This window comes from Ruminococcus gauvreauii (genome assembly GCF_025151995.1).
Taxonomy (GTDB): domain Bacteria; phylum Bacillota; class Clostridia; order Lachnospirales; family Lachnospiraceae; genus Ruminococcus_G; species Ruminococcus_G gauvreauii.
The window spans coordinates 2,228,358-2,241,534 of the sequence record NZ_CP102290.1 but is presented as its reverse complement, the minus strand read 5'-3'; the positions used below and the strand labels follow the sequence as shown (position 1 = coordinate 2,241,534).

9 protein-coding genes and 1 pseudogene are annotated in these 13,177 nt (G+C 45.1%); 1 reads left to right on the top strand and 9 read right to left on the bottom strand.

Annotated elements, in window-relative coordinates:
• Positions 1-13: 13 nt before the first annotated feature.
• Together NQ502_RS10920 and NQ502_RS10915 are read right to left on the bottom strand one after the other, a co-directional pair.
• Positions 14-1,048, bottom strand: a complete 1,035-nt coding sequence (locus tag NQ502_RS10920; RefSeq protein WP_028528415.1) for a zinc-dependent alcohol dehydrogenase — start codon at positions 1,046-1,048, stop codon at positions 14-16.
• A 33-nt stretch (positions 1,049-1,081) separates the two neighbouring features.
• Positions 1,082-2,200 (bottom strand): uroporphyrinogen decarboxylase family protein, encoded by a 1,119-nt coding sequence (locus tag NQ502_RS10915; RefSeq protein ID WP_028528414.1) that lies wholly within the window; start codon positions 2,198-2,200, stop codon positions 1,082-1,084.
• A 169-nt stretch (positions 2,201-2,369) separates the two neighbouring features.
• Between NQ502_RS10915 and NQ502_RS10910 the strand changes: the two are divergent.
• Positions 2,370-3,762, top strand: a pseudogene (locus NQ502_RS10910) (transposase).
• Positions 3,763-4,000: 238 nt separating this feature from the next.
• On the opposite strand, the gene NQ502_RS10905 reads toward NQ502_RS10910, so the two are convergent.
• From NQ502_RS10905 to NQ502_RS10875, 7 genes are all read right to left on the bottom strand, one after another.
• Positions 4,001-4,954: an ABC transporter permease gene (locus NQ502_RS10905; protein ID WP_044983587.1), complete on the bottom strand. Its 954-nt coding sequence runs from the start codon at positions 4,952-4,954 to the stop codon at positions 4,001-4,003.
• A complete protein-coding gene (locus NQ502_RS10900) occupies positions 4,947-6,452 on the bottom strand; it encodes a sugar ABC transporter ATP-binding protein (protein WP_028530043.1) in 1,506 nt (501 codons plus the stop codon). The genes NQ502_RS10905 and NQ502_RS10900 overlap by 8 nt, the downstream gene beginning before the upstream one ends.
• A gap of 118 nt (positions 6,453-6,570) precedes the next feature.
• Positions 6,571-7,620, bottom strand: a complete 1,050-nt coding sequence (locus tag NQ502_RS10895) for a sugar ABC transporter substrate-binding protein (RefSeq protein WP_028530042.1) — start codon at positions 7,618-7,620, stop codon at positions 6,571-6,573.
• A 367-nt stretch (positions 7,621-7,987) separates the two neighbouring features.
• Complete coding sequence (locus NQ502_RS10890) at positions 7,988-8,887, bottom strand: hypothetical protein (RefSeq protein ID WP_028530041.1); 900 nt, start codon at positions 8,885-8,887, stop codon at positions 7,988-7,990.
• A gap of 26 nt (positions 8,888-8,913) precedes the next feature.
• Positions 8,914-9,459 carry a LemA family protein gene (locus NQ502_RS10885; RefSeq protein ID WP_044983586.1) on the bottom strand — a complete coding sequence of 182 codons (546 nt, stop codon included), beginning with the start codon at positions 9,457-9,459 and terminating at the stop codon, positions 8,914-8,916.
• A complete protein-coding gene (locus NQ502_RS10880) occupies positions 9,456-10,310 on the bottom strand; it encodes a DUF3137 domain-containing protein (protein WP_028530039.1) in 855 nt (284 codons plus the stop codon). Before NQ502_RS10880 ends, NQ502_RS10885 begins: the two co-directional genes overlap by 4 nt.
• Before the next feature lie 158 nt (positions 10,311-10,468).
• Entirely contained in the window at positions 10,469-12,991 is a 2,523-nt protein-coding gene (locus tag NQ502_RS10875; protein ID WP_028530038.1) for a LuxR C-terminal-related transcriptional regulator, read from the bottom strand.
• Positions 12,992-13,177: the final 186 nt, after the last annotated feature.

Below are 13,177 nucleotides of genomic sequence, written 5' to 3'. Positions count from 1 at the left end.
GCTTTTGCCATATCTATTCATCTGAATTATCAATATCGATCAGGACTTTCATCGCAGATTCTCTGTTGTTGTCAATATATTCATAGGCACTTAAATAATCATGAAAAGCAAAATGTCCGGACATTAACGCTTCCAACTGGATCTTTCCTTCATTGACCAGACTTATTGCCAGTTCATAATCCTCGTGCCGATACATCATGCTTGTATCCAGATCAAGCTCATGGTCATTCAGTACAGCCAGATCAACCGCTGCAATTTTGCCAAATACGGCAACAAGAACAATCTTACTTCCCTTTCGGGCATATTTAATTGCCTGTCCCATCGAAATATCATTTCCTGCACAGTCGTAGATCACATCCGCCTTATCCGGTCCAAAAGCATCCGCCATCGCATTGCCGAAGTCTACATTCATGGTATTTGCAGTATAATCTACGCCGACACTCCCTGCCAGTTCCAGGCGTTTATCTGAAATATCCGTGATCAGGACGCCCTCCGCACCAAGTCCCTTTGCCGCCTGTGCCAGCAGAATACCAATCGGTCCGGCACCGAGCACCGCAACCTTGGCACCTTTGATTTGATCAAATCGTCTGACTGCATGCACGGTCACCGCCAGCGGTTCAATCATGGCACCTTCATTATAGGTGAGGTTTTCCGGCAGCGGAGTTACCTTTGAAGCGTCCACGACAAAATATTCACTGGCAGCCCCTGTAGTCTGGAACCCCATAACTTTCAGATTTTCGCACAGGTTATATTTTCCATGCGTACATGGATAACATGTTCCGCAGAAAACCTGCGGTTCGACCGTGACTTTCTGTCCTAACGTCAACCCGGTCACATTGCTGCCCAATTCCACAACCTTTGCACTGAGTTCATGCCCCTGTGTGACCGGATATGAAGTAAACGGATGTGTACCATGATATACGTGAATGTCACTTCCGCAGATACCAATTTTCATAATTTTTATAAGAACCTGTTCCGGACCCGGTGTTGGAATTGCAACACTTCTGAGCTCTATTTTTTTAGGCGCAGTCATTACCTGCTGTATCATTGTTCCTTCCATTATCATTCTCCTTGTCTGAATTTAATACTTACAATATTTGTAATACGTATCATACATCGTCATAAGGTTGTCGTACGGCACCCCCGGCTGGATGTTGTGAACCTGACAGAATACGTAACCGCCCCCTGGTTTAAAAGTTTTCAGGTTTTCTTCAACCATTCTCCTTACATCATCCGGGGTTCCCATATTTAAAACATGCTGTGTATCGCATCCTCCTCCCCAGAATGTGATCTTGCCACCAAATTCTGCTTTCAATTCTGCTGGAACCATACCCGCAGCAGATACCTGAACCGGATTAATGGCATCGACGCCAATCTCGATCAGATCGCCAAGGATCGGGCGAATTGCACCACATGAATGTAGAATAATCGGTTTGTGCCAGTTGCCTTTGATATATTGATATAGTTCTGCCTGAAACGGTTTGATACGCTCACGGTAGGTCTCCGGTGAGAGAAGCAATGCGTTCTGCGCACCCAGGTCATCTGCGACTTTTACGATATCAATGCGATCACCCAGCGGATCCATAATGTACTTAATCATTTTCTTAAAGTAATCTAAAAGTTTTCCAAGTAATGCATCGCACAAATCGGGATCGGCCACAAGATCGGCATAAAAGTTATCATTTCTTCGAAGCCACGAGGGCATGCCAAACATTGGCTCTTCCAATCCTTCCAGAATACAGCACTTATCTTTGTTTTCATCCAGTCTTTCGCTTAAGCCATCCAGCATATACGGCGTCGGTTCCGGCAGTACATAATCATCCAGATCATCTATTTCTTCGGCATCTTCTAACGGATGGTTAATGCGGTTATAATAATAATTGTCAGGATTCATACTGTAGCCGATCCCCCACATATCTGTAAATGTACCGTCTCCGTTATCTGTCCACGGTTTTGTCTCGTTGATATAAATCGAACAGGTATCCACCCCAAAATAATCCACAATACTCTGATCCGGTACGACAATACCCTGACTTCTTGCTTTGATCATGTATCCGTGATCCTCAAGGTTTAGTTTTTGCTTCACTTCTCGTTCAATTACTTCATGCATGCAGGTATTATTAAATCCACCTATGTCCAGCGGCACCCTGTCCGCCTCCTCATGTCTTAATGCCATTATTACTCTTTCTTTTGAAGTCATCCTGGTCTCCTCTCAAAGATATACAATATTAGGCGTTTGCAAAACGCCATAAGCCTTGATTTTGCAGGCTTTTTTACTGTTTAAAATGGAATAACTCCTCACAGGTATGTTATAATTGAATTGTCGAGAAACAATTAAACAAAACCCTGAAAGGAGTTATCTTATGGCTATTATACCATGTAATCAGCTTTCATTGGCAGATGTTTTTTCAGATTGTCAGGAAATTTATGAATCTGACAAGCCTGAGTTTCTGTCACTTCTTCAATCAAACATCGATCTTGATGAAATTATTCCCGATTCCTTCCGGAATCACTTCTATGCATCAACGGGTAGATCCCGTAAATACCCTTTGCATGCCTTTTTATGGGCACTTATTATTCAGCGGATTTTTTCAATTCCGACTGATTCCTTACTTCTTGTTTTTCTCAAGTATTCCAGACATCTTCGTGAGTTCTGTGGCTTTACCAAAGTTCCTGATGCATCTAAAATCACTCGTTTTAAACAAGTCTTTCTTTCGGACTTACAATTAGTTTTCAATAACCTTGTTGATGTTACCGAACCTATCTGCCAAGCAATTGATTTTGAAAAAGCCAACATGACCATTTTTGATTCTTCTGGAATCGAAGCATGGGTAACTGAAAATAATCCAAAGTTTGCTAACCGAATCATCAAACAGCTAAAAGCCTATGCAAAAGCAAATCACTTTGATTCTAACTTTGACCCTTACAAGGCTGCTTATGGATCTATGCCAGCTCATTGTGCTTCTAATGTTCAAATCAAGCAGCTTTATGTCGATGGTCATTTCTGCTACGCTTATAAGATCGGTATTGTCACAAATGGTCTGGGCATTGTCCGTCATCTTGAGTTTTACAATAAGGACTTTTTATTGGCCCATCCTGAACTTGTTCCAAACAAGAAATCTGATTCTCCTGATGAAGATAAATCCATTCATGATGCAAGGCTCCTCATTCCAATGCTGCAGGACTTCTTCAAGGCGCATCCTCTGATAAATCCAAAAACTTTTCTTGGTGATGCTGCTTTTGATTCTGTAGGATTATATAAATCGCTTCTCACCGGTGATACATTTGGCGGGGACAAACACTTTAAGGCTGCATATATTCCCTTAAATTCAAGATCTCATCTTGAAAATGTTGATTACAAAATCAATGAAGATGGCATCCCTTGCTGTCCAAAAGATGAAACACTCCCAATGAAATATGAATGTATCTCCAAACTCCGCAGCGGGGTTCCAAGATACAAGTTCGTATGTCCTAAAATGATTTGGGATTATAATCCTGAAACGCAAAAATCACATCGTAAATGTACTTGTGATAGTCCTTGCACGAATTCCAAATGCGGCCGCATGATATACATTTATCCCGAAAAAGATCTTCGTGCCTATCCTGGTACACTTCGTGGTACTGCCGAATGGGATTCAATATATAAAATCCGTACAACAGTCGAACGTTCCATAAATCACTTCAAAGACTGCTTTGGACTTGCTGGTCGTAAGACTCAAAACGAAAGGACACTTCATGCAGACCTTATTCTTTCAGGAATAACACAACTTATTTCAGTCGTGCTAGCTGACAAAATACATCAACATCAATTTATACGAAGTATCAAACCGCTCATTGCGTAGGTCTTACCAACTTAATAGTTTCATAGCTTTATTAAGTGCGCCTATTTTATGAAAACTGTAACTTTTATCTTAGAATTGCTGCAATGCAGCAATTCTACCCTGTTTGGAATCAAGATTACGAACTTGTTTCGCAATTACCTAATATACAATATAGTTTTTTATTTAACTTTCTGCTTTTTCCTCTGCTGAATGCAGTCAAATGCTACAGCGAGAAGAAGAATCAGTCCCTTGATTCCCAACTGCATGTATGTATCGATATGGAGCTGGATCATACCATTATTTAAGACACCGATAATCATTGCTCCTACAAACACCTGATACTCTTTGCCTTTACCTCCGCTCATGGACACACCTCCAAGTACGCAGGCAGTAATAACATCAAACTCAAACCCGTCACCACTGTTGGGCGATGCTGTTGCAAGTCTCCCCATCATAACGATACCGGCAAGGCATGCGAACAGGGCACTGATCATATACGTGACGACCTTTACCACATTCGTGTTGATACCGGAGAGTTTTGATGCCTCCTCATTGCTCCCGACAGCATAGAAGAATCGTCCAACGTAAACTTTTCTTGCAAAAATCCCAACTATCACAATAGAAATAAACATCATGATAATGGGAATAGGAATTCCCAGAACAGTCCCCTGGCCAATCTGCCGTACAAATGCCGGAAGATCATAAATGGCCCGGCCGGAAGTTATCAGATACGAGAAACTTTTTAAAATATTCATAAATGCCATCGTAGCAATAAAAGGAGGAACCTTTAAATATGCGATCAGTGAACCCTGGATCAAGCCAATAACCAAAGCAAAAAGCAACGCCAAAAGCAGAGATAATGCTCCATTTAATCCCAGATTTGCCATACAAAAGGCACTCAGCATGCCGACACCGGATGCAAGATACCCCACAGAAAGATCAATACCGCCGGTAATCAGTACGAACATCATACCCAGACTGCAGATACACACACTTGCAACCTGAAGGAGAATCGTTCGTATGTTAGATACCGTCAGAAAATTGCCGCCAGTGATCGAAAAAAACACCACAACAACAAGCAGCACTAAAACTATGCCAAAATCTTTAAAAGAAATCTTTTTTACCTTATTCATAACTATCCTCCATGCCCTGATATTCCGATGCACATTTTAATACAAGTTCTGCATTAAACTCATCTCTCGAAATGATACCACTCAGTCTTCCCTCGCAGAAAACTGCTATACGGTCAGACATACCTAAAAGTTCTTCCATATCAGAAGAAATCATGATAATTGATTTTCCCTGTGCCACCAAGCTGTCCATAATATCATATACTTCTTTTTTTGCGCCCACATCGATTCCTCTCGTAGGCTCATCAATAATGATAATTTCCGGTTCTGTTGCCAGCCCCTTAGACAGCACTACCTTCTGCTGGTTTCCACCGCTTAAATTCTTTACTTTCTGTTCAGGAGTGGGCGTCTTAATGCGAATTGCATCAATATATTTATCTACCATCGCGGATTGTTTTTTCCCGCTGACAAAAATGCCTGTTGAAATATGTCTGAGAACAGATAACACAATATTTTCACGTACACTCATATCCAGGATCAGCCCCTGCTGTTTTCTGTCTTCCGGCATCAGCACAATACTGTGTTTTAACGCATCCTTCGGATGTCTGAACGTTACTTCCCTTCCCCCAACCAGGATTTTTCCGGATTCTGGTCTGACCGCACCGTAGATCATCTCAGCCAGTTCCGTCCTCCCGGCTCCTACAAGGCCGCCTAAACCAAGGATTTCTCCTTTGTGCAGCCGTAAAGAGATATCTCTGTCGCCGTTACCGGTAAGATGCTGTATTTCCAGCACAACTTTTCCAGCGGTTTTGTCTTCTCTTTCTTTAAAAATTTCATCCAGTTTTCTTCCGACCATCAGTCTGACCAGTTCATCCCGGTCGGTATACCTGGTATTTAAAGTCGTGATCATCTGACCATCCCGTAAAACTGTAATCCTGTCGGACATCCGAAATACTTCATCCAGGCGGTGAGAAATAAACGCAATTGTTATCCCCTTTTTTCTTGCCTTTTCCATAAAAGCAAACAGAATATCCGCTTCTTTATTTGAAAGAGAGGCTGTGGGCTCATCCAGAATAAGAACTTTTGCATCCTGTGCAAGCGCCCTGCAGATCTCCACCATCTGCTGATAGCCAACAGTTAGATCCTTCACCTTCATCTCCGGGTCCAGCTTCAGATCCAGTTCCTCGAAAATCTGACACATTTTATCCAGAAGGCCCTTCCTATCTAAAAATATTCCTTTCCTCGGAAGTTCCCCCAGATAAACATTCTCGCCGATTGTCAGATCACCGACCAGGGTCAGTTCCTGATAGATAACGGTGATTCCCATCTCTCGCGCTTTTTTAGGTGTAATATTTTGAAGCTCTTTGCCCTCAAAAAAAATCTGGCCTTTATCAGGAATATTGATTCCCGAAAGAGTTTTAATCAAAGTGGATTTTCCTGCTCCATTTTCGCCCATGATAGCGTGGATTTCACCTTTTTTTAATTCCAGGTTAATATCATTCAACGCCAATACACCCGGAAACGCCTTTGTAACATGCTTAAACTCAATGATTGGTGTCATACTTACTCCTTCTATGCACAGCATTCATGTAAACAAGTGTATGAATACTAACATGTGTATGGGGCCTCTGATCAACTCATCTAATCATCGGCCCCATGTACATGATGTCATTCAATTGTTATTTATCCCACCCAAAATCTTTAAGAGCCTGATCAACATTTTCCTGTGTGATATACAGGAAGTCCAAATCATACTCTTTGCACGCATCACCTGCATGATACTCGTCCGAAAGGACATAGCTTGTTGCCTCAAGCCAAAATTCAACCTGGCCCTGCGGAGTACTCCATGCGCAAATACCTTTGATGCCGGTACCGTTTTTCATAAATTCAAGGGACGATGGTGTAGCATCCATAGTGAAACCTGCTACCGTTTCAAGGTCTACGTTCAGGTTCTGGCACGCCAGCATGAAACCGTACAGGAAGTCGCCATTTGTAGACATACATACATCAATATTATCCGCCTGAAGAGCACTTTCAGCCATGTTTGTCGATTCGACTGTTGTCGTTGGCGATACATTTGCAACCACATTGATGGCAGCATTACAGTGCTCCTTAAGACCATCCATAAATCCGTTGTTCCGCTCGATACAGTTATCAAGGAACTCATAATTAAGATCCATAACATTTAGCTCGGACTTATCAGCCCAATTTTCATTCAGCCACTCGGCCGCGTTTTTCCCCATAAAGTATGCTGAATCATACTCTGGAATATTGACTGATGCGGATGCGCCCTCAAATACGCCTTCGGTGGACACTACAGGAACGCCTGCCGCAACAGCCTTCTCTACTGCCGGAATAATAGCTGCAACCTCTGCTGGAGAAATGATGATCGCATCATACCCGGCCTCAACAGCACTCTCGATCTGTTCAACCTGTTTAGACGCGTTTCCATCGCAGTCCATGTTAGTTATCTCAACTCCATACTGTTCGTCAAGAGTTGTTGCCAGCTGGATACGTGTCTGCCAGCTCTCCGCTCCTGCCATTGCTGTTAACAATGCGACTTGTTTTATTTCCCCGTCTGCTTCACCTGCTTCTGCTTTTTCTTCAGTCCCTTCTGATTCAGCTGCCGACGCCGAAGAAGTTTCATCTCCTGAATTGCTGCCGCCGGCACAGGCTGTCATGCCAAGTACCATGGTCGCTGCTAAAAATAATGCAATTTTTTTCCTCATTTTTCATCCTCCTAGGTTTCCGTGAACGAGCACGGAATTGTTTATTACTTTCTTTTCCTATCACAGCCCATTCTATTAATTTAGAAACACCTCCTTTTTATTTTCGTGAACGAGCACGAAGTTATATACAAAAATCGTTTCACCGTATGTGCATATTATCCTCCACCTTTTTTGAAATGTCAATATGTTATGTGCATTTCCACTTTATTCCTAATATTTTTATACTATTTTTGGTTGTTTTGTATAGCTTGAGTTTTAACATGCCCGATGCACATTCCAACAGTCACTGTCCTAGACCTTTACAGTAAAAAAATTCCACCTGCTCCAAAAAATATTCAGAACAGGCGGACCCTTTGTATCATTAACCCTAACGCTTATATTGACCGCGCAGATGTTCCCATTCAGAGCTTTCAGAAACGAATACATCCACTGCGCTGAAATCCTCATACAAGGAGAATCCTATCTGCCCATACTCTGCCATAAGATCGTTTTCAGGGTCGATTGCCGCCACGCCATCCAAGACATACTCCCCATTTCTCAGATTGGAAATGGCAAAACTGAAGCTTGTTCCATTGAAGTTGGTAATGTCAATGGAAAAGCCGTCACCCGTGAATAATCCCCACCATTCCGGGGTTCCTGTGTCACCGGGGTCACTCCAATGCTCAGCAGTATCGCCGGGATCGCTCCCGTGGTCAGCATATTCATCCTGTCCGCCGCTGTCAAAATCCTCATAGATGAATGCCTTCCATTCACCGTAATCAACAGCCGCGCGGTACACCACCTCATAATTATCTCCCTTGAACCCATCTGCTGCTGTTCCAAAAGCAACGGAGTAAATGTAACATTCATGACCCTTTGCTGCATCGAGAAACTGCAGGTCATCAAACGAGACATAGACGCACTGCGGGGGACTGAGTGTATCAAAAAATCCCATTGGCGCCAGCAGATCCGTTACTACGATGTCAGCCCCCTCCCTGGGAGATGCACCGTCACCGGGGTCGCCCGGGAGTGGATAGAGATCATAGTAATAGATTCCCTGTCCAATTTCATCGGCACCGGCGGGGATCCCCCCGTTATCGCTGCCCTGCGGCGGGTTCGGTGTAATCTCAGGCTCCACGGTTGATTGAGCAGCAGGAGATGGAGTAACTGAGCTGTCCTTGCTGCTTTGAGTAGTTTCGGAACTGTTGCTGCCGGGACTGCTGCCGCCTCCGCCACAAGCAGAAAGAGCTAAGATTAATATAAAAGCAATCGAAAGAAAACGTTTCATAATGAATACCCCCTTGTTTTTTCCTTTTAGAATTTCATCTGCACATCGAAGCGCTTGTCTTCCTTAGCCTCAAAAAATTCACGAAGCATACAATGCATGGATTTTGCAACAATGCTGGAAGGAAATATCGTGATGGACTGATTGTACCCTGACACACTGCTGTTGTAGAGCCGCCGCGCCGCCTGCAGGTGCTCCTCAGCATCGCGTATGCCCCGTTGAAGCTCCCGAAATACGTCGCTGGAACGCAGTTCGGGGTAAGATTCCGCGACCACATTCACTTTTAATTCCATTTCGTCCATTTTTGCGGTTACATCGGTCATTTCATGGATCGTCATCTCCTTGCGTAGATTTAGAACCTCATACAGTACCTCTTTTTCATGAGAAGCAAATCCATTGACAACATCCAGCAGCTTTGTCAGCATATCATAACGCTTGGTAAGCGCCACCTCTATGCCGGACAGCGATTCAGATATTTTAATATCCATCCTTTTAAAGCTGTTGCCTGTGCGGATCCACCATAATACTGAAACAAGTATTATAATCGAGGCGATAATAATTATTATCCATATCATACCTGACCCTCCCCAAATAAATATTTATTCATCAGAAGTTCGTCCAATATACTTGTGATATACTTCAGTTCGCCTCTCATGCGCTGACGTATCTGCTCAATATTTGCTCCTTCAGCTTTTTGCAGTTCAAAGGAGTCTTTCCCATTATAGACAAGGATGTGCACACGGTTATCAATGAAGCTCAGATATGTACGGGTGTTCGCAGCATCGTCCGCTTTGAGGATAAACTCCATAAAATGCGGTGTCAGGATGTAAAATGCACTGTGAGGATCTTCTGTGAGAATCTGAAAACGCCTGTTGAACACCTCATTTTCTGTTATCACGTCACTTTTCATTTCCCTGCGCTCACCGAGGAGCTTCTTTCCTATCTTATTGCCGCGCTCTGCATTTTCACGAAGACGCAGCCTCGCAGGAACTTCCCGGTCCAGTTCGCATACCAGCCACTGTCCCTTGAATCTGGTCACATATTCCGTATTAGTATTGCCGTCGTCGTTCTCTCTTTCCACTGTTTCTGAAAGCTCAATGTCACAAAACTTAATGGTATGTCCCTTATATTTTGCAGATACCAGGTCCGATCCGACTACATTGTCCCAATCCCAAAACACACCCGCCTCGCGGAGCACTTTGTCCGGCATACGCATATCCGCTGTATAGGTACACTCGTCAAACACCTCTGACATAATATTTCCCGTAATGTTATCAGCGAGCAGCGTCTTTGCATCACCGGCCGAGCGAGTATACAGGATCCCGAATACGCAGGCGCCAATAAGTGCTGCAATCCCCGGCACCCATGCTCTGAACATCAACATTACGCTTGCAGCGATGAGGCAGATAACAGCGAATGTCTTCATTGTTCCTGTCTTTGTGTTTAGTGCTTTAAGCTTCGCTGCGAGTTCGCTGTCGCTCAGGCGATGCTCTGTAAGTTTTTTCTCTATTATGCATCACCTCCATCAGATGTATTATCATAGTATACCGCGGCATCTTCTCTTTGTAGTGTTACCAAAGGTCACTACTTTTTTATACTAAAGAGTTTTTCCAATTCCAGACGTTTGTTTTTGCTCTCTTTGCTTATCTCCAATTTATCAAAAATACGGGAAAGCTGATTCTTTACGGTTCCTTCCGCCAAATGCAGTTTAACTGCAATTTCGCGGTTGGTCAGACGCTTCGCCGCAAGCCCGGCGATTTCCAGTTCCCGTCTGCTGAGTCCGTAGTCCTCACCCTCCCCCCAAAGGTCGCGTAAAATCCGCTGCTTACTTTCCCTGTATTGCTCCGCCAGAATAAGGATTCCTTCGATCTGCTCCGGAAAAGCACCGCGCTTTTGCAGCTCTTGCAGCAGGGCAGTGATATAACTGCAGTTTTCCGCAAAAGGCATCACGATGTCATCCGGCAGTGCCAGTTCCAATGCAGTTTTCAGTTCATCCATAGCCTTTCCCCAGCGCCCAAGCCGATCCAGCGCAGCGGCCACCTGGATATGCAAATGAATCCTGCACTGGAGAGAGTGGGTCTTTTCATACAGCGCAGCGGCGGCTTCTTTTCGGGCGATTACTTCCGTGTATCTGCCCTGCGCCAGGAGGTATTGTATATAGATGGTCTGCAGCATGGGCGCAGCCGGATACATCACCATGGAAGCGGGCGCTCCATCGGCAATCCACGCCGGAACCTCCTCCGTATGACCAAGCAGGGAGTAAATCCATGCCTGACACATATCCAGCGTTCCCAGCAGGATATACTGTTTGTTTTCCCGAAGACTGTCCTTCTGCCGTTTTATGATCGTCCAAAGCTTCCCGGCATCGCCCTCCAGAAGCGCCATGCGCATCCCAAGGAATTCAGCCGTCACACGGATGCTGTGCTGACTGCGCCGGGCTGCTGCACCTACGGCCAGATGATAGCTGATCTGTGCGTCAGTCAGGAGGTTTCGCATAAAATACGTTTCCCCCTGCATGACATGCTCCGCGCCGTTTCCGTGTCCGTCCACTACTTGATAATAGTAGGGCATACATTCCCGCATTTCGGCATTTTCGTGATCCAGCCCGCCTGCTGTGCGGTGATACGCCATAAGGATAGACGGTGCACCGAAGGTCCATGTGCCGTTCGGGTCTATACAGCGGGATGCGCGGCTCATCATGGCGCAGGCCCTGCGGTGGTGTGCACTCATGGCGGAAATATCATTGTATTTTAAAAAGCTCATGACCAGCTCGCATTCACCCAGATAGTCCTGCCGCTCCTGTTCGGTCAACGTCGTTCCGGCATTCAGGCTGCTCAGCAAAATCTCTTTCAGACGGAACATTTCCGGAATGCGCTGAAATGCAAACAGCTTTCGCATCAGCACCAGCACCGCATCGGGATGGTTCATCAGCACAGGGACAGGGCACTCCTCACTCCACTGGTACAACATCTCCTGATACTCACCGCCCAATGACTTTCCACAGTCGATGCTCAGTGCAGTCAGCAGCTTGTCCCATGCCTGCGCCCTGTAATAGGAAAGCTCAGCAGTAACATAATTCTGCTGACTCAAATGCCAATCACCCAGTCTGACATATGCAGCAGCCTGCCGGTCAGCGGGCAGTTTGGCAAACTTCTGGCGTGTACACTCGCGCAGCATATGGTGATAGCGGTAAACACCGTTTTCATTTCGTGTAATAAAGGCATTGCTTTGTGACAGGGATTGCAGAAGCGCTTCCGTATCCGGCTGCTGCCAGAGATAGGCGGCTTCTTCCGTTGTGAAATTATCTGTGATGCCGATTAAGATCAAAAACTGCTGCTGGCGCTCCGGCAGAGGCTCCAGCAAGATCTGATCGATCAGGTTAAAAATGTCGGCACTGCCGGAAATCCATACTCCCGTTTGGACATAGGCCCTGAAGTTCAGATAGATCATGGATATCCACCCCTCACTGGCAGCAGCAAGGGCAGCAATCTCCTTCTTATCCGCAGTAAGCCCGCACCGCCTGGCATATTGTGCAGCTTCGCTTTCATTCAGCCGCAGGTCATCCGCCGAAATCTCACCGAGTCCTGCTCCCATCCGCATCCGCTCCTCCTCGCTGAATATCTGGCTGCGGGAGAGCAGAATAATATTTATGCGGTTCTCCAGACGCCGGGAAAGGTACAGCAACAGCGACACCAGTCGTTTATCCTTAAAAATGTACAGATCGTCCAGCACATAGCAGATGTGCCTTCCAGTTTCCGGCAGTGCGTCCTCGATCAGTTCAGCCATGATAGACATGGCCTGGGTATCAGCCGGAAAACCCAGCGACGCCAATTGCTCCGCCAGGACGGGGTACCTCCGCAGCACCCGGCAGAGGCCCGACCAGAAGTCAGTCACACTGGGGGTGTCGATCATCTGACGCAGGATAACCCAGTCGGGATGATACTTACTCTGCTGCTTCATCCACCATGTGATCGCAGTCGTCTTACCAAAGCCCATGGGCGCTATGACTGTTGTGATCCGTGCACTGTCAATGACCGCGAGCCTCTGCCTGAGGCGTTCTGTGATATAGATATCATTTAGATGTGGGTAAAAGTTTATTGTCTGCACCGCCTTTCGCGTAATGTAATTTTCTGTTATTTTTCCTTATATTTTTATTATACACGGTTCCAACAGCCAGGCAATTGTTATATCCCGAACAAAGAAATACTTGAATATTCAGGATACTTTACATACGTTGGGTATGAAAAATATTGACACTATATCCAAAGCGGCTTATAATGGAAACATACGAAG